General features: G+C 65.8%; 18 protein-coding genes. 11 read left to right on the forward strand and 7 right to left on the reverse strand.

The annotated features are described in order from the left end of the window. Positions 1-2: 2 nt before the first annotated feature. The 9 genes from gspK to AC1DSF_RS26030 all read left to right on the forward strand — a co-directional run bounded on the left by gspK (position 3) and on the right by AC1DSF_RS26030 (position 11,235). Positions 3-1,073, forward strand: a complete 1,071-nt coding sequence (gene gspK, locus AC1DSF_RS25990) for a type II secretion system minor pseudopilin GspK (protein ID WP_478183691.1) — start codon at positions 3-5, stop codon at positions 1,071-1,073. Positions 1,074-1,209: 136 nt separating this feature from the next. Then, positions 1,210-2,412 (forward strand): type II secretion system protein GspL, encoded by a 1,203-nt coding sequence (gspL, locus tag AC1DSF_RS25995; protein ID WP_478125346.1) that lies wholly within the window; start codon positions 1,210-1,212, stop codon positions 2,410-2,412. Beyond that, positions 2,409-2,984, forward strand: coding sequence for a type II secretion system protein GspM (gene gspM / locus AC1DSF_RS26000; RefSeq protein ID WP_478125345.1), 576 nt, complete (start codon positions 2,409-2,411; stop codon positions 2,982-2,984). The genes gspL and gspM overlap by 4 nt, the downstream gene beginning before the upstream one ends. Positions 2,985-2,991: 7 nt before the next feature. Then, positions 2,992-3,789, forward strand: coding sequence for a type II secretion system protein N (gene gspN, locus AC1DSF_RS26005; RefSeq protein ID WP_478125344.1), 798 nt, complete (start codon positions 2,992-2,994; stop codon positions 3,787-3,789). Positions 3,790-3,791: 2 nt separating this feature from the next. Further along, positions 3,792-6,095, forward strand: a complete 2,304-nt coding sequence (gene gspD / locus AC1DSF_RS26010; RefSeq protein WP_478125343.1) for a type II secretion system secretin GspD — start codon at positions 3,792-3,794, stop codon at positions 6,093-6,095. A gap of 10 nt (positions 6,096-6,105) precedes the next feature. Further along, positions 6,106-7,521, forward strand: coding sequence for a type II secretion system ATPase GspE (gene gspE, locus AC1DSF_RS26015; protein ID WP_478125342.1), 1,416 nt, complete (start codon positions 6,106-6,108; stop codon positions 7,519-7,521). A 125-nt stretch (positions 7,522-7,646) separates the two neighbouring features. Further along, a complete protein-coding gene (gene gspF / locus AC1DSF_RS26020) occupies positions 7,647-8,882 on the forward strand; it encodes a type II secretion system inner membrane protein GspF (RefSeq protein ID WP_478125341.1) in 1,236 nt (411 codons plus the stop codon). A gap of 3 nt (positions 8,883-8,885) precedes the next feature. Continuing rightward, positions 8,886-9,785, forward strand: a complete 900-nt coding sequence (locus tag AC1DSF_RS26025) for a 5'-nucleotidase (protein ID WP_478125340.1) — start codon at positions 8,886-8,888, stop codon at positions 9,783-9,785. A gap of 31 nt (positions 9,786-9,816) precedes the next feature. Next, a complete protein-coding gene (locus AC1DSF_RS26030) occupies positions 9,817-11,235 on the forward strand; it encodes an 8-oxoguanine deaminase (protein WP_478183692.1) in 1,419 nt (472 codons plus the stop codon). 11 nt (positions 11,236-11,246) lie between these two features. On the opposite strand, the gene AC1DSF_RS26035 is transcribed toward AC1DSF_RS26030, so the two are convergent. The 4 genes from AC1DSF_RS26035 to AC1DSF_RS26050 form a co-directional block, all read right to left on the reverse strand. Next, on the reverse strand, positions 11,247-12,374 hold the full coding sequence (locus tag AC1DSF_RS26035; protein ID WP_478145252.1) for a TIGR03364 family FAD-dependent oxidoreductase: 1,128 nt from the start codon (positions 12,372-12,374) through the stop codon (positions 11,247-11,249). Next, on the reverse strand, positions 12,371-13,978 hold the full coding sequence (locus AC1DSF_RS26040; RefSeq protein ID WP_478183704.1) for a putative 2-aminoethylphosphonate ABC transporter permease subunit: 1,608 nt from the start codon (positions 13,976-13,978) through the stop codon (positions 12,371-12,373). The genes AC1DSF_RS26035 and AC1DSF_RS26040 overlap by 4 nt, the downstream gene beginning before the upstream one ends. Positions 13,979-14,070: 92 nt before the next feature. Continuing rightward, complete coding sequence (locus AC1DSF_RS26045) at positions 14,071-15,135, reverse strand: ABC transporter ATP-binding protein (protein ID WP_478183693.1); 1,065 nt, start codon at positions 15,133-15,135, stop codon at positions 14,071-14,073. Beyond that, positions 15,132-16,166 carry a putative 2-aminoethylphosphonate ABC transporter substrate-binding protein gene (locus AC1DSF_RS26050; protein ID WP_478183694.1) on the reverse strand — a complete coding sequence of 345 codons (1,035 nt, stop codon included), beginning with the start codon at positions 16,164-16,166 and terminating at the stop codon, positions 15,132-15,134. The genes AC1DSF_RS26045 and AC1DSF_RS26050 overlap by 4 nt, the downstream gene beginning before the upstream one ends. 239 nt (positions 16,167-16,405) lie before the next feature. Here AC1DSF_RS26050 and AC1DSF_RS26055 point away from each other — a divergent pair, with 239 nt between their 5' ends. Next, the gene (locus AC1DSF_RS26055) at positions 16,406-18,178 is read left to right on the forward strand and encodes an ABC transporter ATP-binding protein/permease (protein ID WP_478145396.1); all 1,773 of its coding nucleotides are present in this window, start codon (positions 16,406-16,408) and stop codon (positions 18,176-18,178) included. Here the strand turns inward: AC1DSF_RS26055 and queC are convergent. From queC to AC1DSF_RS26070, 3 genes are read right to left on the reverse strand one after another with little or no spacing between them, the layout of a single operon-like run. After that, a complete protein-coding gene (queC, locus tag AC1DSF_RS26060; RefSeq protein ID WP_478125334.1) occupies positions 18,157-18,858 on the reverse strand; it encodes a 7-cyano-7-deazaguanine synthase QueC in 702 nt (233 codons plus the stop codon). The genes AC1DSF_RS26055 and queC overlap by 22 nt on opposite strands. A gap of 10 nt (positions 18,859-18,868) precedes the next feature. Then, complete coding sequence (locus tag AC1DSF_RS26065) at positions 18,869-19,336, reverse strand: cyanophycin metabolism-associated DUF1854 family protein (RefSeq protein WP_478125333.1); 468 nt, start codon at positions 19,334-19,336, stop codon at positions 18,869-18,871. Further along, a complete protein-coding gene (locus AC1DSF_RS26070) occupies positions 19,333-21,609 on the reverse strand; it encodes a cyanophycin metabolism-associated ABC transporter (protein ID WP_478183695.1) in 2,277 nt (758 codons plus the stop codon). Before AC1DSF_RS26070 ends, AC1DSF_RS26065 begins: the two co-directional genes overlap by 4 nt. Before the next feature lie 127 nt (positions 21,610-21,736). Between AC1DSF_RS26070 and AC1DSF_RS26075 the strand changes: the two genes are divergently transcribed. Next, complete coding sequence (locus tag AC1DSF_RS26075) at positions 21,737-23,977, forward strand: cyanophycin synthetase (RefSeq protein ID WP_478183696.1); 2,241 nt, start codon at positions 21,737-21,739, stop codon at positions 23,975-23,977. Positions 23,978-24,069: the final 92 nt, after the last annotated feature.

The raw sequence follows: 24,069 nt of genomic DNA on the forward strand, positions 1-24,069 counted from the left end.
ACATGCGCGGACACAAACCGGCTCAGCGTGGTGCGGCATTGCTCACCGCCATGCTCACCGTCACGCTGGTGGCGACCTTTGCAGTGGCGGCGCTCTGGCAGCAATGGCGTGCCACCGAAGTCGAAAGCGCCGAGCGCGCGCGCATGCAAGCCGGGTGGGTGCTGATCGGAGCGCTCGACTGGTCGCGCCTGATCCTGCGCGAAGACTCACGCGCCAACACCGGCGCCGACTACCTGGCCGAGCCTTGGGCGATTCCACTGGCAGAAGCCAAGCTGGCGAGCTTCCTGGCCGCCGACAAGAACATCTCCAGCGACCAACTCGAAGGTCTGCCGGATGCGTTTCTCTCCGGACGCATCATCGACGCGCAATCCAAGCTCAACGTGAGAAACCTCATCCAGAACGGGAAGCCGGTCGAAGCCTATGTGCAGGCGTTCAATAAACTGTTCACTCTCCTGGGGCTGCCCGCCAGCGAGGTCGAGACGCTGAGGAGCAACCTGCAACGCGCCCTTCCCGCTGCGGCCACGGTGCCGACCAACAACTCGGGCACGGTGACGGACACCACGTCGAGCACGGGGTCGAGCGACACCGCCGCGGCCACGGCGGCGGCGACAGTCGCACCCACGGGCGTCGCCACCACCGGCCCCTTGATGCCACAGCACACCTCACAACTGGTCTGGCTAGGCCTTTCGCCCTCCACCGCCGCGGCGCTCGAGCCCTACGTCACCGTCTTGCCCACCAGCACGCCCATCAATCTGAACACCGCCAGCGCCGAGGTGATCTACGCCAGCATGCCCAAGCTCGACCTGGCGGGCGCCAAGAGGCTGGTCGAAGCCAGGGCGCGGAAGTACTTCAAGTCCACCGCCGACGCCAGCGCGCTCGTCCAGGAAAGCTCGACCCAATTCGTCGAAGGACAGCAAGGCGTATCGACCAACTACTTCGAAGTGCATGCGCGGTTGCGCTTGGACAACGCGTGGATCGAAGAGCAAACGCTGCTCAGGCGCGACAACCTCGACGTCCGGATCGTGTGGCGCGAACGTGGCGCAGGCGCCACGTTGCCGCCGCCCAAGTCCTGAAGGTTTTGCCTTTGCTTTCGTTTTGGGTCACAAATGAGCGCGACGCCCATAGCATCAGGGCAAGTCGCTATCAAATCAGTAGCAACCACTGTGGTCACGCTCCTACAATGACGGCCCTTTACCTCCTCGGACGCCTGTGCTGCTTGTAACCATTCCTGTCACGTCCGGATCGGCCACCACCGAATACGGCTGGGCGGACTGGTCCAGCGATGGCCGCAAGCTGCGGTCGCAGGGGACCGCCCCCGCAGCCCTGTTGCCGACGAGCGACGAAACGATCGTCGGCGTACCCGCCGCCGCCATTTCTTGGCATCAGGTGATACTGCCGCAGGGCAGCCTGAGCAGCAGTGCGCGCCTCCGCTCTGTACTCAATGGCCTGCTCGAGGATCGCCTCCTCGACGATCCCGAATCCATGCATTTCGCCATTGAGCCCGGTGCTCGCGCCGATGTCCCGGCATGGGTAGCGGCATGCAACCGGCTGTGGCTGCAGAGCGCGGTGCAGACGCTCGAAGCGGCCGGCCGGCGCGTGACGCGCATCGTCCCCGAATTCACGCCGCGGCCCCCTGGCGTCCCATCGACGCTCACGGCCATTGGCGAACCGGACGCGCCGCTTTGCGTCGTCTGCGGCACCGAGGGCGTGGCCATATTGCCGCTGGACAGCGCCGCGCTGTCGCTGGCCGGCCCGCTTCCCCCGGGCTCGACCGCGCTGGCCGAACCGGCGGTCGCCGAATTGGCCGAAAGCGTGCTCGGGCAGCGCGTTCCCATCGTCCTGCCGGCGGAGCGTTGGCTCCAGGCCACGCAATCGCCGTGGGACCTGGCGCAATTCGAACTCGCATCCACCGGGCGAGCCCGCGCGAGCAAGAAAGCCGTCGCTGTCGCGCGCGAGCTCTGGCGCGCACCCCGGTGGCGCGCCGCCCGCTGGGGCGTGTTGATCCTGCTGCTGACGCAACTGATCGGCCTCAATGCGTGGGCCTGGAAAGAGCGCAACGCCCTGGCCGCTAAGCGCAGTGCCGTCCGCAATGTGCTCACGCAAACTTTTCCGTCAGTGCAACTGGTGGTCGATGCACCCGTCCAGATGACGCGCGAAGTCGCGGCACTGCAGCAGTCCACCGGCGGCGTCACCGCCAGCGACCTCGAACCCATGCTCAGTGCCTTGGCAGCCAGCCTTCCCAAAGGCCGAACGCCGACCGCCATCGACTTCACCGCCGGGCAACTGCGCCTGCGCGGCCTCGGCCTGCAACCCTCGGAGACGGGCACCGTGACATCCGCACTTTCATCGCGCGGATACAGCGCACGCACCGAGGGAGACCTGCTCCTGGTCCAGGCGGAGGCCGCCCGATGAAGGGGTTCAAAGCCCTCGAGGCGCGCCGCCAAGCCTGGTGGTCTGAATTGGACGTTCGCGAACAACGCATGATCCTCGGGGCGGTGACGCTGGTGCTGGTCGCCCTCTTCTGGTGGGTGGCGCTGGCGCCTGCCTTGCGCACCCTCACTTCAGCGCCCGCCGAACACGCCCAGCTCGATGCTCAGCTGCAGCAGATGGTCAACCTCCAGGCGCAGGCAAAGGCCTTGCAGTCGCAGCCCCGCGCGACCCGCGACGACGCCATGCGCAGCCTGGAAACATCGGTCCGTCAGGACCTCGGCGGCGCCGCCCAGCTTCAATCCGCCGGTGCCGGAGAAGGCGCGACCATCGCGCTGCGCGGCGCGACCGCCGATGCTCTCGCGCAGTGGTTCACACAGGCCCGCAGCAATGCGCGCGCCGTACCTCGTGAAGTGCACCTGACGCGCAATACGCAGTCACCGCAGTCCACCCCATCGACCCAATCCACCCAGTCCGACAAAGCGCCCCCGTCGGGAACGGGGCCCTCCGGCGCGCGCTGGGACGGCACCCTGGTCATGAGCCTGCCGGCACGCTGAGTCCGCAATGGCCACTTCTCGCTCAACCCCCACTTCAGCCGCTGCCGGCTGGCGCTGGGCCCTGCTGGGTTCGCTGATCGGCATCGCACTGGCGGTGTCGTTCTTCGCGCCGGCACGCTGGCTCGCCGCCGGACTCTCGCAGTGGACCAACGGCCATCTGCAGCTCGTCAATGCGCGCGGCACGGTCTGGACCGGCACGGCTGGCCTCGTGTTCGCGAGCGGTGTCGGCGGTGCCGAGCCCGTCTCCCTGCCGGGCACGCTCGGCTGGACGGTTCGGCCGCGATGGGATGGCGTGACGGCTGCGCTCGACATTCCGTGCTGCGCCGTCAAGCCGCTGGAGTTCCGGGCCCGCCCGCGCGGGAACGGGCTCGAACTCGACTGGCGCGACGGCCAATCCCGCTGGCCGGCGGCGCTGCTCACCGGCTTCGGTGCGCCATGGAACACGCTCAAGCTCGAAGGCATGCTGGACGTTTCAATGCAGGCATTCAACCTGCGCTGGAGCGGCCCCCGGCTGGCAATCGCGGGCCGCGCCACGCTCGATGCGGTCGATATCTCATCGAGCCTGTCGACCTTGCGGCCGATGGGCAGCTATCGCATTGCTCTCGAAGGAGGGTCGTCGCCGACCATCCTGCTGACCACCCTTGACGGGAGCCTGCAACTCAACGGCAGCGGCCGATGGAGTGGGACCGCACTGCATTTCGACGGCGAAGCCAGCGCCGCTCCGGGGCGGGAAGACGCACTTTCGAACTTGTTGAACATCATTGGGCGGCGCGAAGGTGCACGCTCGCTCATCACATTGGGTTGACCATGAAGCCAAGAACTTCCTACGGCACCCGCATCGGCACTCTCGCGCTCGCAGCGCAGATGCTGGTCGCGGCCTGCATGCCCCCCTTCGCGTTTGCGCAGGAAGTCGCTGCACCCCGCCGCGGCGAGCCGATCACGCTGAATTTCACCAACGCCGAGATCGAATCGGTCGCGCGAACCATGGCGGTCGTGACCGGTCGTGACGTGGTGGTCGATCCGCGCGTCAAGGGCACGATCACGCTGCAGACGGATCGGGCCATCTCCCCCGAGGCGGCCTTCAACCAGTTTGCCGCGGCACTGCGCCTCCAGGGCTTTGCGATCGTGCAGTCCGAAGGCCTCTCCAAGGTGGTGCCGGAAGCCGACGCCAAGCTGCAGAGCAGCGCGGTGACCACATCGACGCCCACGCCATCGAGCGTGAGCGGCAACCAGATCATCACGCAGGTGTTCAAGCTCAACTACGAGTCGGCCAACAACCTGCTGCCCGTGCTGCGCCCGTTGATCGCGCCCAACAACACGATCAACGTCAACCCTGGCAACAACTCGCTGGTCATCACCGACTATGCGGAAAACATGCGCCGCCTCGCACGCATCGTCGCGGCGCTCGACGTGCCGAACGCCTCCGACATCGACGTCATCCAGCTCAAGCACTCCGTGGCGACCGACATGGTGCCCCTGGTCACGCGACTTCTCGAAGGCGGCAGCAGCACGGGCGGCCCTGTGCAAGGGGCCGCGCCCGGTACGGCGGACGCATCGTTCCGCACGACACTGCTCGCGGACCCGCGCGGCAACTCGATCATCGTGCGCGCCGCCAATCCGGCACGCGCCCAACTGGTCCGCACGCTGATCGACAAGCTCGATCGCGCACCCCTCGACACCGGAAACGGGGCCGCGGGCAACGTGTACGTGGTCTATCTGAAGAACGCCGATGCGGTCAAGCTGGCGACCACATTGCGCGCCGCGATGTCCGCCGAGGCGCGCGGCGGTTCCGGCGCCACGGGCGCGGGCGGCGCGGGGACCAATCTGCAGCAAACCGGCGCAACGGCGCTTTCCGCAGCGGCACAGACGGGCGCCAACCAGAGCGGCGGCATGGGCCAGAACCCCGCGGCGACGGCGCCGCTGAACAATGCCAACCAGCCGTCGACGGGAGGCCAGATCCAGGCCGACCCCTCCACCAACTCGCTGATCATCACCGCGCCCGAGCCGCAATACCGGCAGATGCGAGCCGTGATCGACCGCCTCGATGGCAGGCGCGCGCAGGTCCTGGTCGAAAGCCTGATCGTCGAAGTCAATGCCCAGAAAGCGGCCGACTTCGGCGTCCAGTGGCAGACGGGCATCGGCAGCAATGGCGACCGCAACGTCGGCTTCATCGGCACCAATTCGAGCATCGCCGGGCAGAACATCGTCGACCTGGCCGTGGGCATTGCCACCAAGAATCCGGCGACGCGCCCCTCGACGGGCATCAACATCGGCGTCGGCAGGCAATACGGAGGCCAATACATCCTGAGCTTCCTTGCGCGCCTCTTCGAGAGCAACGGCGAAGGCAACGTGCTCTCCACACCCAATCTCCTGACGCTCGACAACGAGGAAGCGAAGATCATCATCGGCCAGAACGTGCCCTTCCTCACGGGGCAGTTCACCAACACCGGCGCCGCCAACGGCTCGGTCAACCCCTTCCAGACGATCGAGCGCAAGGACGTCGGCCTGACACTGCGCGTGCGCCCGACGATCAACGAGGCCAACACGGTCAAGCTGCAGATCTTCCAGGAGGTCTCGACGGTCGACCAGGCGACCGTCAACAACGTGAACGGGCCAACCACCAACAAGCGCAGCATCGAATCGAGCGTGCTCGTCGAAGACGGCAGCATCGTCGTGCTCGGCGGGCTGCTGCAGGACGAATACTCCAAGAGCAACGAGAAGATACCGCTGGCGGGCGACATCCCCATCCTCGGCAATCTTTTCAAGAACGAAACCCGGACCCGCACGAAGACCAACCTGATGGTGTTTCTGCGGCCCGTGGTGATCCGCGACAACAGCACGAGCGAACAGCTCACGCTCGATCGCTACGACTCGATCCGCGGCCTGCAACAGTCCTCGCAGCCCGAAAAGAACATCATGCTGCGCAACGTGGACGAGTCCGCCATCCTGCCGCCGCTGCCGGCGCTGCCCAATTCGGACCGCCGGATCGAAGGCACGCACCTCGTGCCGCCACCCCTGACGCCGACCGATCCGCTGCCGGCGAATCGCGCAACCCTGAAGGGTGCGTTGCCACCGACGGCAGACCCTGCAACGCAGCGCGAATTGCCCTAGAGTTCTGGCCGTGCGCTATCCCCTCCCCTACGCTTTCGCCCGCGGCCAGCAGTTGCTGCTTGAAGAATCAGACGACGGCTTCACGCTGTGGATGCCGAAGGTGCCGCCGCGCAGCGCGCTGGGCGAAGTCCTTCGCAAATACCAGGTCAAGACCTTCGAGCCGCTCCCACCCGAGCAGCTTGCGCAGCGCATCAGCGCGGCCTACGCGCAGGGCGAATCGAATGCGGCGGCGGTCGTCAGCGAAGTGCAGAGCGACGCCGATCTCTCGCGCATGATGCAGGAGCTCCCGGCGGTCGAGGACTTGCTCGAATCGGCCGGCGACGCGCCGATCATCCGCATGCTCAACGCGCTGCTCACGCAGGCGGCGCGCGACGGCGCGAGCGACATCCATATCGAGCCCTATGAGCGGACATCGTCGGTGCGTTTCCGTATCGACGGCACGCTGCGCGAAGTGGTCCAGCCCAATCGAGCCTTGCACGCGGCGCTGATCTCACGGCTGAAGATCATGGCCGACCTCGATATCTCCGAAAAGCGCCTGCCGCAGGACGGCCGGATCAGCTTGCGCATCGGTACGCGGGCGGTCGACGTTCGCGTGTCGACGCTGCCTTCGGCGCACGGAGAGCGGGCGGTGCTGCGCTTGCTGGACAAGTCCGAAAGCAAGCTCACACTCGAATCGGTCGGCATGCTGGGCGACACGCTCGCGCGCTTTGAACATTTGATCGAGCAGCCACACGGCATCATTCTCGTGACGGGGCCGACCGGCTCGGGCAAGACGACGACGCTCTATGCGGCGCTCAGCCGGCTCGACGCCGGCAGCAGCAACATCATGACGGTCGAAGACCCGATCGAATACGAACTGTCGGGAGTCGGGCAGACGCAGGTCAACGCCAAGATCGAGCTCACCTTCGCGAAGGCGCTGCGCGCGATCCTGCGCCAGGACCCGGACGTCATCATGATCGGCGAAATCCGGGACTTCGAAACCGCCCAGATCGCCATCCAGGCTTCGCTCACGGGGCACCTGGTGCTCGCGACGCTGCACACCAACGATTCCGTCAGCGCCGTCACACGCCTGACCGACATGGGCGTCGAGCCCTTCCTGCTCAGTTCGTCGCTGCTTGGCGTGCTGGCACAGCGGCTGGTGCGCAAGTTGTGCCCGGTGTGCTCGGTGCCCGGCCACAACGGCGAAGCGACACCGGTGGGGTGCGATGCCTGCGGCCAGACGGGCTACCAGGGCCGTACAGGCATCTTCGAACTGCTCGTGGCCGACGACACCGTGCAATCGCTGATCCACAACCGCGCCCCCGAAAGCCAGATCTTCGTCGCAGCCGAACGCGGCGGCCTGCGCTCCATGCGCGAAGACGGCGAACGCCTGGTGAAGACCGGCGTCACGTCGCGCGCAGAATTGCTCCGCGTCACTCGCGAATAGCTCGGCAAGCCGTTTGGGGCGTGCGTTCTGGCGATCTGCCGTTCTGATGTTCTGAAAGCCGCACGGCGAATCGGATTGCCGAGCGTTGACAATGCGGTCCATGCTGCACTCCATGCCTGCACTCCATGCCTGCCTATTCGTTTGAAGCCATAGACCAACAGGGGCAACCCCGCAAGGGCGTGCTCGAAGCCGATACCGCTCGCAGTGCGCGCGGCATGTTGCGAGCCCAGGCGCTGATTCCGCTGACGGTGACGTCGGTCGGCAGTGTCGAAAGCGGTGGAGCGCCCGCTTCGGGCGGTTGGCGCCGGATGTTCGGCGGCGGCCGCATCTTCAATTCCACGACGCTCGCCGTCTGGACGCGCCAGATCGCCGGCCTGGTGTCCTCCGGGCTGCCGCTCGAAAGAGCGCTCACGGCGCTGACCGACGAAGCCGAATCCGAAGCGCAGCGCAACCTCGTGGCGTCGCTGCGCGCGGAAGTCAACGCGGGCTCCCCCTTCGGCCGCGCGCTGGCGCAACATCCACGCGAGTTCTCGCCCATCTACACCGCGGTGATCGGCGCTGGCGAGCAAAGCGGCAATCTCGGCCTGGTGCTGGAGCGGCTGGCCGACGACCTCGAACAGCGACAGGCGCTGCAACAGAAGCTGGTCGGTGCCGCGCTCTACCCGGCTATCGTGACCCTGGTCGCGATCGTGATCGTGATCTTCCTCGTGAGCTATGTGGTGCCGCAGGTCGCCAACGTGTTCGCCGGCACCAAGCGCGCGTTGCCGATCCTCACCGTCGCCATGCTGGCGCTGAGTGACTTCGTACGCAACTACGGCTGGGTGATGCTGGGGATCGTTGTCGTCGGGGTCATCGTCAGCCGGATGGCGCTGGCGCGGTCGGCGTTCCGCGAAAGATTCGATGCCGCCTGGCTCAACCTGCCGCTGGTGGGCAAGCTTTCGCGCGGCTACAACGCTGCACGCTTTGCCAGCACCTTGGCGATGCTCGCCACGGCCGGCGTTCCCATCCTGCGTGCGCTCCAGGCCGCGTCCGAAACACTGGGCAACCGCGCCATGCGAGCCGATGCGCTCGATGCGCTGGTGCTGGTGCGTGAAGGCGCACCGCTGGCCTCCGCACTGGCGCAGAAGAAGCGATTTCCAGGCATCGTCTCGATGTTCGCGCGGCTGGGCGAGCAGACCGGCACGCTGCCGCTGATGCTTCAACGCGCCGCGAATCAACTCGGTGCCGAGGTCCAGCGGCGCGCGATGCATCTCGCCACCATTCTCGAACCGCTGCTGATCGTGGCAATGGGCGGCGTCGTCATGCTGATCGTGCTGGCGGTGCTGATGCCGATCATCCAGCTCAATCAATTCGTGAAGTAGCGTATGGCTGTCTCCCTCGAAGACAAGCTGGTCGTTGCGATCTCGTCGCGCGCGCTCTTCAATCTCGAAGAAGAAAACCGCATCTTCGAATCGGGCGACGACGCCGGCTACATGAAGCTTCAGCTCGAAAGACTGGACGTGCCGGCGAAACCCGGCATCGCCTATTCGCTCGTGCGCAAACTGCTGCGCTTCAACGACGACGGCAAACAGCGCGTCGAAGTCGTGATCCTGTCGCGCAACGACCCGGTCTCCGGCATGCGCGTGTTCCGATCAGGCGTGGCCAACGGCATCACGCTGCAGCGGGGTGTTTTCACGCAAGGCCGTCCGCCTTTCGGCTATCTGCGGCCCTTGCGGGCGCACCTGTTTCTCTCGGTCAACGCCGAAGACGTGCGCGAGGCGCTCGGCGCGGGCTTTCCGGCCGCACGGGTGCTGGTCGAATCGGTCCACGCGAGCGATGCCTATCCGAACGAAGTCCGCATTGCATTCGACGGCGACGCGGTGCTCTTCAGCGACGAAGCCGAACGCGTTTTCCAGGCCCAAGGGCTGGACGCCTTTCAGCAGCACGAATCCAGCAAAGCCGAACTTCCGCTGCCAGAAGGGCCTTTCAAGCCTTTGCTCGCAGCGCTGCACCGGCTGCAGCGTGCGAGCAATCCGGCCATGCGGATTCGCACCGCGCTCGTCACAGCGCGCAGTGCGCCGGCACATGAGCGCGCCATTCGCACGCTGATGAACTGGAACATCAAAGTCGACGAGGCCATGTTCCTGGGCGGGCTCGCCAAGGGCGAATTCCTGCGCGAGTTCGAACCCGATTTTTTCTTCGACGATCAGACAGGCCACGTCGATGCGGCGGCGCGGCACGTGCCCGCCGGCCATGTCTCCAGCGGCATCAGCAACGAGCGCTGAGAACGCGACTCATCAGAGGGAACCGATCGACATGTCCTCTCCGCCGACAACTCATCGCCCGCTGATCATCCGCCACGCCGACGTGCTGGTCACCATGGACGCTGCTCGCCGCGAGATCGCCGACGGGGCGGTCGTCGCAGAAGGGCCGGCGGTCGCATGGGCCGGACCGACTTCCGAACTGCCGGCGACCTACGCCGAGGCGTTGCGCAGTGGCGAGGCCGATGCAATCGACATGCAAGGCCACGTGGTGATGCCGGGATTGGTCAATACGCACCATCACATGTACCAGAGCCTCACGCGCTCGGTGCCCGAAGCGCAGGACGCGGAGCTCTTTGGATGGCTCAGCAATCTGTACCTGCTGTGGGCGCGCATCACACCCGAGATGATCCGCGTGTCGACACAGACTGCAATGGCCGAACTCATGCTGTCGGGCTGCACGACGACCAGCGACCATCTGTATCTCTTTCCGAACGGCTCGCGGCTGGACGATTCCATCGAGGCGGCCGATGCGATGGGCATGCGCTTTCATGCGTCGCGCGGGAGCATGAGCGTGGGCCAGAGCCTCGGCGGCCTGCCGCCGGACGAAGTCGTCGAGGCCGAAGACGCCATCCTGCGCGACAGCGAACGGCTCATCGACCGCTGGCACGACGCTTCGCGCCACGCGATGCGTCGCATCGTGCTGGCACCTTGCTCGCCCTTTTCTGTTTCGCGCGATCTGATGCGGCTTTCCGCCGAACTGGCGCGTGAACGGGGCGTGTCGCTGCATACGCACCTCGCGGAGAACGACAACGACATCGCCTATTCGCGCGAGAAGTTCGGCATGACGCCCGCCGAATATGCCGAAGACCTCGGCTGGGTCGGCCGCGACGTCTGGCACGCGCACTGCGTGAAGCTGGACGAGGCCGGCATCGCGCTCTTCGGCCGCACCGGAACCGGCGTGGCGCATTGCCCTTGCTCGAACATGCGCCTGGCCTCGGGCATCGCTCCCATCGGTGCAATGCGCCGTGCAGGCGTTCCGGTGGGCCTGGGCGTGGACGGCAGCGCGTCAAACGATGGCGCTCACATGCTGGGCGAAGCGCGGCAGGCGCTGCTGCTTCAGCGCGTCGGCTACGGACCGGCGGCAATGACCGCACGCCAAGCGCTGGAGATCGCCACGCTCGGCGGCGCGCGCGTGCTGGGCCGCGACGACATCGGCGCGCTGGCGCCAGGCATGTCCGCGGACATCGTGGCCTTCGATTTGCGTGGTGTCGGGCATGCAGGCGCCGGGCACGACCCGGTGGCCGCACTCGTCTTCTGTCAGCCGGCCCACGCGGCGTTGAGCGTCGTCAACGGGCGCGTGCGGATTCGCGAAGGTCGAATGGTCGACGTCGAGCTTGCCCCGCTGCTGGCGAGGCACCGCGAACTTGCCCGCACGCTGTATGAGCGCGCAAGGCACCCGCACACTGCCTGAACAGTGTCTTTTCACCATGCATCGAAGACATCGCGCGCGATGCCGAAGCCGGTGCTCGCACCCGTGCCGCTGGTGACCAGCACCACGCGCGTGGCATCGTCCGGTGTGTCGATCACGCAGGGCAATTCGGGCGACGAGGGATAGACGCCGGTCCAGCGCTCCGTGATTTGCGCCTGCTCCAGATCGAGCGTGGAGCGCAGATGTCGCAGGATCAACCGGTCCACCTCTTCCATCGCGAAAGGTTCTGGCGCGGCGCTGTAGTGATGCGAGTCACCGACCACCAGCGAGCCATCTGCGCTCTGCACGACGATCAGGTGAATGCCGTGCGCCAGCGAATCCGCTTCCTCTTGCTCCAGGCGCGTGCGCAACGCTGCCGCCTCAGGAAGGGTGCTGTAGCCCTCGTAGCGGACGAGGCTCAGATCCATCATCACCGAGCCCGGCAGGCGGAAACCGGCTTCCGGCCGGACGCGCAGCATCTGCAACCGACAGAGGCTCAGTGCATGGGGGGCGATGCGGTCCGCAAAGAGACCGTGCAATTCCGCGTTGGTGCAGACGACGACGCGCTCCGCGTGCAAACTGCCTAGTGACGTGCGCACGCGCGGTGTTTCGACTTCGAGCACGGCTTCGGAAAAGCGGAACTCCACGCCGTGTACTTCGGCCAGCCAGCGCGTCAGCAGGCCGATGGCCGTGCGTGACTCCACCCGCAGTTCATGCGGACTGAACAGCACGGCGCGCGCTTCTTCCAGGCGCAGCGCCGGCGCCTTGGCCTGGGCCTCGGCAACCTCCAGCAGTTGGCACGCCTCGCCCATCGGCGTGCGCAAGAACGCTTCGAGCACCGCATGAGCCTCCGGTCGATAGGCGGCCAGCCACAGGTGCCGATGAACAATGTCGATGCCGGCTTGCGGCGCGACGGCCGCCCACACGTTGCGCGAGTGCATCGCGCGGCGCCAGGTGTCGCCAGGAGCCTGTCCCGTGACAGTCACGAAGCCGAAGTTGCGGATCGATGCGCCGACGCATGCGGCGTCGCGCTCCACTACGCAGACCTTCAGGCCGCTCGTGGCAGCGGTATATGCATGCGCAAGGCCGACGATGCCGGCGCCCACCACGATCACATCAAAAGAGGGGCCTGCTGCACTCATCGATTTCTCCAGGCTTGGGTCTTGGCGAGCGCCGAACGTGCGGCCCATGCAAAAAGGCCGCGGCCGATCGCGGCCGTGAGCATGATCAGTGACGCCATGGCGGCGGCCGGCGCGACGTCGCCGGCATCGTCCATGTTCAGCACGGCGATCGCCGCCAGTGTCGTTTGGGGCGAGTAGAGAAAGACCACCGCCGACACCGTGGTCATCGCGTTGACGAAGAAGTAGCCCGCGACGTCGAGCACGGCGGGCAGTGTGACCGGCAAGTGCACGCGCCATAGCGTCCGCCAGAAGGGAATGCCCATCGATTCGGAGACGAGTTCGTATTCGCGGTCGAGCTGGCGCAGCGCGGTCAGCGACGTGAGGTGCGCGACCGAGAAGAAATGCGCCACCGTGCACGCCACCAGGAGGGTCATGCCGCCATAGAGCCCGTGCAGCGGATTCGATGGCAAATTGAAAAAGAAGATGTAGCCCACGCCAAGCACCAGTCCAGGCACTGCGAGAGGCAGGTTTGCCAGGAGGTTGAGCAACTCGCGCAGCAACCCGAAGTGGCGCGGCTTTTCGACGAGATAAGCCGAAAGAAAGGTCGCGACAGCCMCTGCCACTGCCGCGCCGACCGCAAGGCGCAGCGAATTGACATAGCTGCCCCAGCCGCCGCCATCCATGTTGCCGAAGTCGTAGTTCTTGAGCGATGGCGCAAGCTGGTAGGGCCAATAGGTCGCCAGCGACGCGAAGACCGCCATGCCGATCATCACGAGGATGCAGGCGGCGATCAGGACGCAGGCCAGCAACAGCGCACGGTCGCGAGCGGGCACCGGCTCGGGCACGTGCGGCGTGGCACGTACCGACAAGGCCGCGGCTTGCCGCCGGCGAACGCGGCGCTCCACGATGAAAGACAGCACGGCCGGCACAAGCAGCACGAACCCCACGACCGCGCCCATCTGGAAATTCTGCTGCCCGACCACCTGCTTGTAGATGTCGGTGGCGAGCACACCGGTCTGGCCGCCCACCACCTTGGGGACGCCGAAGTCGGTGATGACGAGCACGAACACCACCATGCTTGCGACGATCAGCCCATAGCGCGACGCCGGCAAGGTTACCGTGCGGAAGATGCGCCAGCGTGACGCGCCGAGCGTCTCCGCGGCCTCGTAGAGCCGGCCGTCGGACGTCGACATGGCCGTGGTGAGGATGAGCAGCGCATGCGGCAAGGTCCAGAACACTGAGCCGAGGACGATGCCCAGAGGCCCATAGATCGACACGTCTCCGAGCCACGCCTTGAATATGCCCTGGTTGCCGAAGAGATAGACGAGGCTGATGGCCGGCAGCAGCGACGGCGCCAGCAGCGGCAAGAGCGCAACCGCACGCAGCAGCGCCTTGCCGCGCATGCACGACAGCGTGAGCCCGTACGCATAGACGTAGGCGATGCCCGTACACAGCAGCGCACTCACCGCCGCAAGCCAGACACTGTTGAAGGCCGAGCGCACCAGCGCAGGGTTGTCGAGATACCGCGCGAAGTTCGCCAGGCCGACGAAGGCCCCGGCTCTGTCGAAAAAGCTCTGCCCAACGAGGGCGCCGACCGGGAGGGCCACGATGATGACCAGCACCATCAAGGCTATCGAAGCGGCAACGCCGACCAGCCAGCGGTCCCGATCGAAGACGCCACGCCGCCGCGACGGCTCCAGGCGATAGAGGAGCGTGCTCAACGCGCCAGCACCGACAACGCGTGCTGCGGCAACTGGATGTGCACCATGCTGCTGGGCACCAGCGGATCAGCGGCGCGATGGTCCATAGGCATATCCGCCTCGATCTCGATACCCAGCGGTTCGCAGGCCAGACGCGCCGCAGTGCGATGGCCGAAGAATTCGGTGCCGAGCAGCCGGGCCGCAAAGCTGTTGGGGCCAGCATCGTCGCCAAAGCGGCGGACCACCACATCCTCGGGACGGATGCCGACCGTCGCTTGCGCGCCCACGTCGACCTCGCCCGAAGCGCAAAGCAGCTCGCTGTCGCGCACGCGCACCTTGCCTTCGGGCAGCACAGTCGCAGCCAGCATGTTCATGCGCCCGACGAAGCTCGCGACGAAGCGCGTGCGCGGCCGGCGATAGAGCTCGCCGGGTGTGCCCGCCTGCTCGATGCGGCCGTCGTGCATCAACACGACACGGTCGGCCATCGAGAGCGCTTCCTCCTGGTCGTGCGTGACCATGATCGTCACCACGCCAAGCCGCTTCTGCAGTGCGCGGATCTCGCCGCGAAGGCTCGCGCGCACTTGCGCGTCGAGCGCGGAAAGCGGCTCGTCCAAGAGTAGCAATCGCGGATTCGGCGCGAGCGCACGCGCCAGAGCCACACGCTGCTGCTGGCCGCCCGAAAGTTGCACGGGGTACTTGTCGGCGTGCCCCGCAAGGCCGACGAGATCGAGCATCTCGCGCGAGCGCTTGGCGATCTCTCGCGCGAGCGCGCCGGTGGGCTGCAGGCCATAGGCGATGTTCTGCGCCGCCGTGAGGTTGGGGAACAAGGCATACGACTGGAACACCACGCCGAAGCCGCGCGCCGCCGGCGCCAGGTTGCCAATGTCCTGCCCATTCAAATGCAGCTTGCCTGCGTCCGCGTGCTCGATGCCGGAAACGATGCGCAGCAGCGTCGTCTTGCCGCAGCCCGAGGGCCCGAGCAGACACACGAACTCACCGGGCTCGACGTCCAGGTCGATACCGTCCAGCACCCGCGTGGCGCCGAACGACTTGCCAATGCCGCGCAGCGAAAGAAAGGTCACTGCGGCGCCTTCTTCTCCGATTTGGATTCATAGCGGCTGGACCATTCGGCGAGGATGCGCTCGCGATTCGCCGCCGCCCAGTCGAAGTCGTTTTTGGCCAGCAGCTTCTCGACGTCGCCCGGCACGAATTCCAGCTTTTCCTGAATGCCTGGCAGCGCGAGCACTGCAAAGTTCTTCGCGTAGAGCTCGTTGGCCTGTTTCGTCACGGCCCAGTCCGCCAGCGCCTTTGCGGCTTCGGGCTTTTTGGTGGTCTTCATGACGCCGGTAGCCTCCATGTCCCAGCCGAGGCCCTCCTTCGGCAACACGATATCGATAGGAGCGCCGTCGCGCTTGGTCTTGTTGGCGCGGTATTCGAAGGACATGCCCAACGCGAACTCGCCCGCACCCGCTTGGCGGCAGGGCTTGCTGCCGGACTGGCTGTAGATGCCGATGTTCTGGTGCAGGGCGTCCATGAACTGCCAGGCCTTCTGCTCGCCCATCATCTGGATCCAGCCCGAGACCATCAGGTAGCCGGTTCCTGACGCGGCCGGGTTCGGCATCGTGATCTGGCCCTTGTAGACAGGGTTCGTGAGGTCGGCCCAGCTCGTGGGCTTCGGCAAGTTCTTCTTCTGCGCTTCGACCGTGTTGAAGCAGATCGCGGACGACCACACGTCCATGCCGACCCACTTGGGCGGATTGGCGCTGTCACGCATGGTCGGTTTGACGGCACTCAGGCCCTTCGGGGCATAGGGCTGGAGCATGCCTTCCTTGTCCAGCAGCATCAGCGATGTCGCGGCGAGTCCCCAGACGACGTCAGCCTGCGGATTGGCCTTTTCCGCCAGCAGCTTGGCAGTGACGATGCCCGTCGAGTCGCGGACGAATTTCAATTCGATGCTCGGGTTATCCTTCTCGAAGGCCGCCTTGTAAGCCTGCACCTGGTCCGCTTCGAGCGCCGTGTAGACCAGCAGCTCGGCACGGCCTTGCGCGGCCGCGCCGACGGCGATGGTCAGCAAGATGGCCGGCAGGGCCCATTGAAATGTGCGACGAAGCATGAGGTTCCTCTTCGGGTGGTGAATGGATGGAGGCAAGCTGCCCATCGGCGCGCATTCGGCGCAAAGGCCGGCCGATCATCGGAGGCGGATATGACAGAGGTTTGTCAAATCCTTCATGAAGGTGACGGTCCGCCAACCGGCCGTCACGCCGCCGACATGTTTCAGCGCCAATTAAGACTGCAGGTCGTGCCGGCGCTACGATGAAAGGCAACGCGCCGTTCGGGCGTGCTTTCAAGCTCATGCCAATGACCTCCCAAGACGGCTCCAAGAACATCATCTCCACCTTGCGGCGCATCGGCGCACTGGCGGCGCCCTACTTCCGATCCGAAGAGAAATGGGTCGCGCGCGGCCTGCTTGCCGCCATCGTTGCGCTCAATCTCGGCGTGGTCTACATGCTGGTGCTCAACAACCAGTGGTATGCCCGCTTCTACGACGCATTGCAGAACAAGGACCAGGCGGTTTTCTGGCGAGAGATCGTCTTCTTTTGCTGGATCGCAGCGGCGTACATCGTCATCGCGATCCTCAAGTTCTACCTGACGCAGTTGCTGCAACTTCGCTGGCGCGCCTGGATGACGCGCAGCTATCTGGCGCGCTGGATGGCCGACCACACGTTCTACCACCTCGAACTCGCGCGCTATGGCCAGCAGGACGGCCAGTCCCCGGACAACCCCGACCAGCGCATCCAGGAAGACATGCAGATCTTCACCGACTACACGATGACGCTGTCGATGGGCCTGCTCAACGCCGTGGTCACGCTGGTGAGCTTCATCGGCATCCTGTGGGGTCTGAGCGGTGTCACCAGCTTGTCCCTGTTCGGGACCAGCGTCACCATTCCGGGCTCGATGGTCTGGATTGCGCTGCTCTACTGCGCCGCCGGCACTGTCATCACCCACTACATCGGCCGTCCGTTGATCGGCCTCAACTTCCAGCAGCAGCGCTTCGAGGCCGACTTCCGGCATCACCTGGTGCGCGTGCGCGAATACAGCGAAGCCATCGCGCTGGACCGCGGCGAACAGGTCGAGCACGGCCAACTCAAGCTGCGCTTCGGCGCCGTGCTGAAGAACTACCTGCAGTTGATCAACAAGCAGAAGAACCTCGTGGCATTCACGGCTTCATTCAGCCAGGCGTCGGTGATCTTCGCCTTCATCGTGCAGGCGCCGCGCTTCTTCAGCGGCGCAATCCAGTTGGGCCAATTGATGCAGGTGAATTCGGCATTTGGACGCGTACAGGATTCACTCAGCTGGTTTGTCGACAACTACGACCGCGTCGCCGTCTGGCGCGCCACGGCGGACCGCCTGACTTCGTTCGAAGCCGCCATGCGCGCCCATGCCGACAGCAAGAGCGCGCTCGAACGCACGCCTTCGAAGACCGGCCAAGGCCTGCGCACCGCCGGCATCAACGTCGCATTGCCCGACGGCGCACCGCTGATCCGCAATGCCGCTCTTTCGGTGCAGCCCGGCGAAAGCGTTCTGCTGCAGGGCCCTTCGGGCAGCGGCAAGTCGACGCTGTTCCGGGCCTTTGCCGGGATCTGGCCTTTCGCGAACGGACAGGTCTCGATGCCGCCAAATGCAATGTTCATCCCGCAACGCCCCTACGTTCCGAATGGCAGGCTGCGCGATGCGCTCGCCTATCCGCACGCAGCCAGCGAATACACCGACGCGCAACTCGTGCAAGCGTTGAACGACGCCTTGCTGCCCGACCTCGCCGGCCGTCTCGACGACAGCGATGCATGGAGCCAGAAGCTATCGGGCGGCGAGCAGCAGCGCCTTGCGATTGCGCGCGTGCTGCTGCGCAAGCCGGCATGGCTCTTCGCGGACGAGGCCACCAGCGCGCTCGACGCCGAAGCCGAGGAAACGCTCTACAAGCGGCTCGCAGCAGGGGTGCGGGCTGCCGGCGGCGCGATGGTGTCGATCGCGCATCGCGCGTCAGTCGGCAGCTTCCATGACAAGCGCTGGACGCTGGTGCCCGAAGCCGACGGCGCCGCCTCTCGCTACAGGGTCGAAGCGACGTAGCGCTCCCAGCCCCTCGCGCGAAGTTCGCACGCGGGGCAGGTGCCGCAGCCATAGCCCCATGCGTGGCGGTGTGTGCGGTCGCCGAGATAGCAGGTATGCGTCTCCTCGACGATCAGTTCGACCAGCGCCTCACCGCCCAGGCGATGGGCCATGGACCAGGTCTCGGCCTTGTCGATCCACATGAGCGGCGTCTCGATCACGAAGCGGCGGTCCATGCCGAGCGACAGCGCAAGCTGCATTGCCTTCATCGTGTCGTCGCGGCAGTCCGGGTAGCCTGAGAAGTCGGTCTCGCACACACCGGTGACGATCACCTGCAGGCCTCGCCGGTAAGCCAGCGCACCGGCGAGCGTGAGAAACAGCAGGTTGCGGCCGGGAACGAAGGTGTTCGGCAGGCCATTGGCCTGCATCTCGAAAGCGATGTCCTGCGTGAGCGACGAAGCGCTCACCTGCCCCAGCACGTCGACCGAGAGCATGTGGTCGTCGCCGAGGCGCGGCTTCCAGTTGGGAAAGGTCTCGCAGAGCCGTTCGAGCACTTTGGTGCGTACGTCCAGTTCGATGCGGTGACGCTGCCCGTAGTCGAAGCCGATGGTTTCCACGCGCTCATATTTGTCGAGCGCATCGGCCAGGCAGGTCGTCGAATCCTGGCCACCGGAGAAGAGCACGAGTGCGGTCGTGTGCATGACGATCCAATCAGAGAAAGCGTTCGAGCAGCTTGCGCGAGTGGCGGTCCAGCGCCTTCACGTCTGCAATCCGGAACTGCACGCCATGCGCGCTGGCGATCAACAGTGCGCCACCTTCCAGACGTCGAATGTCCTCTTCGGCCTTCAGCACGAAGCTGGTTTCGCCGCGGTCCGTGTTCACGTGCCACGTGCTCGGCACGCCGAAGCTCGACACGCGATGCAGCTTCAGCAGCGTCGGCGCGAAGTCGCGAGCAGCAAGTTCCTCATGCAGCATCGTGCGCAAATGCGCAGGCAGATCGGCAATGCGATCGACCCAGACGATTTCGCGTCCATCGCTCCCGACCAGCGAAATACCGTCGTCCGACGCGGTGAGCGGAAAGGCACGCACCGGCACCACGCCGACATGCCGGACGCCATCGGCGTCGATCAGCACGAGGCGCCCGAAGCGATCGCGTTCGAGTTCAAAACCGTTGTTCATGCGTCCCCCGCCGGATGGGCTGCATGACCGCCCAGGGTCATCGCCACGGCCGTGCGCTCGGCAACCGCGCCGGCGCTCTCATCGTCGGCCTGACGCAGTTGCGCCTGATAGAGCCGCCAATAGGCGCCCTGCTTTTCCATGAGTGCGTCGTGCGGTCCGACCTCGACGATCTCGCCGCGGTCCATTACCACCAGCCGATCGGCCTTGCGCAGCGTGGAAAGCCGGTGCGCGATCGCAATGGTGGTGCGGCCCTTCACGAGGTTGTCCAGTGCCTTCTGGATTTCCTTCTCGGTCTCGGTGTCGACCGCCGACGTGGCTTCGTCGAGGATGAGGATGCGGGGGTCGATCAGCAGCGCACGCGCAATGCTGATGCGCTGCCGCTCGCCGCCCGACAAACCCTGGCCGCGTTCGCCGACCAGCGAGTCGTAGCCGTGCGCAAGACGAAGGATGAAATCGTGCGCATGTGCCGCGCGCGCGGCGGCCACGATCTCCTCGCGCGTCGCATCGGGTTTGCCATAGGCGATGTTCTGCGCGATGGTGCCGAAGAACAGAAAAGGCTCCTGCAGCACCAGCCCGACATGGCGCCGATAGTCGGCCACGGCAAAGCGGCGGATGTCCGTGCCGTCGACCTTGATGGCTCCGTCCGTCACGTCGTAGAAGCGGCAGATCAGGTTGACCAGCGTGCTCTTGCCCGATCCGCTGTGGCCGACGAGGCCGATCATCTCGCCCGGTTCGATCACCAGGTTCAGGTCGCGGATCACCGCGCGACTGCCGTAGCGAAAGCCCAGGTCCGCCATCTCGATGCGGCCCTGAATGCGTTCGATCTTCACAGGGTTGGCCGGCTCCGGAACGTTGCTCACGTGGTCGAGGATGTCGAAGATGCGCTTGGCGCCGGCGGCGGCCTTTTGCGTGACCGACACAATGCGGCTCATCGAATCCAGGCGCGTATAGAACCGGCCGATGTAGGCGATGAAAGCCGTGAGCACACCGACCGTGATGCTGCCCCGCGCCACCTGCCAGATGCCGAAGCCCCAGACCACCAGCAGCCCGATCTCGGTCAGGAGCGACACGCTCGGCGTGAAAAGCGACCAGGTCTTGTTGAGCTTGTCGTTGACCTGCAGGTTGTAGATGTTGGCCGACCGAAAGCGGTCGGCTTCGCGCTTTTCCTGCGCAAAAGCCTTCACCACGCGGATTCCCGGAATGGTGTCGGCCAGCACGTTGGTGACCTCGCTCCAGACGCGGTCGATCTTTTCGAAGCCGGTGCGGAGCCGGTCGCGCACGACGTGGATCATCCAGGCGATGAAAGGCAGCGGGACCAGCGTGACCACCGCGAGCAGCGGATTGATCGAGAACAGGATGACCGCGGTCATCGCGATCATCAGCACGTCGGTGAGGAAATCCAGCGCATGCAGCGACAGGAAAACGTTGATGCGATCGGTCTCGGAGCCGATCCGGGCCATCAGGTCGCCGGTACGCTTGCCGCCGAAGTAATCGAGCGGCAAGGTCAGCAAGTGCTCGTAGGTGGTCGTGCGCAGGTCGGCGCCGATCCGTTCGGAGACGAGGGCCAACAGGTAAGTGCGTGCCCACCCGAGTGCCCATCCGACCAATGCGGCGGCCAGGAGCGCGGCGAGGAACATCACCACCTTGACCACGGCAATCTTCTGCCCGTTCTGGAACGGGATCAGGATGTCGTCCATGAGCGGGATCGTCAGGTACGGCGGGACCAGGGTCGCGGCGGTCGAGGCCAGCGTCAGCAGGAAACCGGTGATCAATTGCTTGCGATAGGGCTTGGCAAATCGGCCGAGCCGCAACAGCACCCAGGTCGACGGCGGCGTCTGCAACTCGGGTTCGACCAGCGCCGCTTCGTCCGCCTCGGCGGCAGGCCCTGTCGCCTGCGCGACTCCCGAAACCTGCTGATCGAAAAGCTTCTGCAGCCGCAGCGCCGCCGGCTGCTGGGCCAAGGTATAGCGCCAGCGAGCCAGCCGGCCATTGCCGTCTTGCAGGTCCAGGGTCCCGATTCCGGCGTGATCGGCCAGGTGCAGATCCAGCCCCTCTGCCTGCAGCGGCCATTCGGACCAGGCGCCGCCCGCGTCGCGCATCAGCAGGCGGCGGTCCGTCAGCGCCAGAAGGCCGGATGTAAACCGAAGTTCCCCGTCGAGGTCAACCGGAAGAGTTGCCAGAACGTTTTCCGCGTCTGAGAGCCGGTTTTTCAGCGCGTCTGTAGCCCCCTCTGATTCGCCCTCCGGGGTGCCGACTGGATCGTGATGTTGCATTGTGTTTCTGTATTTCCGGCCCGCTGCGGGACCCTTCTTGGCGCTCACCGGGCGCCGATTCTGACCGATCGCCATGGGCGCGCTTGAAGGCGCCGCAGTGCTCGGTCAAAGCACATCGAACGTTTTCATGACCCGTTTCGACGACATCCGCCTGCTGCGCATCAACTATTTGCGCGGCCCGAACATCTGGACCTACCGCCCCGTGCTGGAAGTCTGGCTCGACCTGGGCGCGCTCGAAGAGCATCCGTCCAACACCATCGCCGGCTTCACGGAGCGTCTCACCAAGCTGCTGCCGGCGCTGATCGAGCACCACTGCGGCGTCGGCGAGCGCGGCGGGTTCATCCAGCGCCTGACCGAAGGCACCTGGGCCGGCCACGTGCTGGAACACGTGGTGATCGAGCTGCTCAACCTCGCCGGCATGCCGACAGGCTTCGGCCAGACGCGCAGCACCTCGCAGCATGGCGTCTACCGAATGGTGTTTCGCGCACGCGATGAGCAAGTCGCCCGCGTCGCCCTGGCCGAGGGCCACCGCTTGCTGATGGCAGCGATCAACCACGATCCCTTCGACGCGGCGGACGTGCAACGCGCCGTCGATGCGGTCAAGGCCAAGGTCGAGGACTGCTATCTGGGCCCCAGCACCGCCTGCATCGTGGGCGCTGCGACCGATCGCGGCATTCCGCACATGCGGCTCAACAGCGGCAATCTGGTCCAGCTCGGCTACGGCGCGAACCAGCAGCGCATCTGGACGGCCGAGACCGACTACACCAGCGCCATCGGCGAATCAATCGCCAGCGACAAGGAACTGACCAAATCGCTGCTCGCAAGCTGCGGCGTGCCGGTGCCTGAAGGGCAGGTCGTCGCCAACGCCGGGGAAGCCTGGGAAGCGGCCGAAGACATCGGATTGCCAGTGGCCGTGAAGCCGTCCGACGCCAATCATGGCCGCGGCGTTTCGCTCGAACTCAACACGCGCGAAGAAGTCATCGCCGCTTTCGCGGTCGCCGAGCCCGAAGGCAGCGACGTGATGGTGGAGCGCTTCATCCGCGGGTCGGAGCACCGTCTGCTAGTGGTCGGCGGCCAGGTGGTCGCCGCCGCGCGTGGCGAAATCATCACAGTCACGGGCGACGGCGAATCGACCGTGGCCCAGCTCATCGAAAGCCAGCTCAACAGCGATCCTCGCCGTGGCGCGGAAGAGGAATACCCGCTGGATGTGATCGTGCTGGACACGGATGCCAAGCTGCAGCTCGAACTCAAGCGCCAGGAGCTCGATGGCAATTCGGTGCCTGCATCGGGGCGGGTCGTCACGATCCAGCGCAACGGGAACATGTCGATCGACTGCACCGACCAGGTACATCCTGAAGTCGCGCACGCCGCAGTGCTCGCTGCCCGCGTGGTGGGGCTCGACATCGCCGGCATCGATCTCGTGGCGCAGGACATCTCCCGGCCGCTCGCGGCGCAGGGCGGCGCGATCGTCGAAGTCAACGCCGGGCCCGGATTGCTGATGCACCTGAAGCCGGCCGTCGGATCGCCCCGCCCCGTGGGCCGCGCGATCTGCGATCACCTCTTTCCGGACGACGCTCCGGGCCGCATCCCTGTGGTCGGCGTGGCCGGCTCGCGCGATACCGCGGTGTTGTCCCGGCTGGTCGCCTGGCTGATCAGCCTCGGCGGCCGTCATACGGGCCTGGCCTGCCGCGACGGCCTCTTCCTCGATCGGCGCAGGGTCGACGCGCGCACGAGCGCCAACTGGCAAGCCGGCCATCGTCTACTGGTCAACCGTGCCGTGCAGGCCGTGGTGATCGAAAACGGCGCCGAAACCATCCTGCGCGATGGCCTTTCCTATGACCGCTGCGAAGTCGGCATCGTGACTGACCTGGACGGCTCGGACGCGCTCGGCGAATTCGACATCACCGAGAGTGACCAGATGGTCAAGGTGCTGCGCACGCAGGTCGACGTCGTGCTGCCCGAAGGCACCGCCGTGCTGAACGCGGCCGACCCACGCGTGGCCGGGCTGGCCCCGCTGTGCGATGGCGCGGTGATTCTTTATGCCGCGGACCCGCAGGCCGAAGCGCTGGCGAAACACCGTGCCGATGGCGGCAGGGCCGTCGTCATTCGGCAGGACCGCGTGGTTCTCGCCAACGGCACCAGCGAATCTTTCCTGCCCGGGCTCGGCCGGCTCACCATCTGGCGCGCCACGCATGCGGGCGTCAGCCTCGAAAGCCTGCTCGCCGCAGTCGCCGCCGCGTGGGCCATGGGCATTCCGCTCAACCTGATCGGCGCCGGCGCGGAAGCCTTCGAAGCAGACCTGCAGGCGGCGCTCGCATCGTTGCAGCTGTCGCAAACGCTGGTTTCACCCGAACTTCAATTTGCCTAAATGAACACCCCCGGGCCTGGCGCCCGCGCAAGCGCCGCGCGGCAGCGGCGGAACCGGCTTCGCCGGGAGCGAGCAAGCAACGGGGGGGAGAT

Source organism: Variovorax sp. 01N429, from assembly GCF_056399425.1.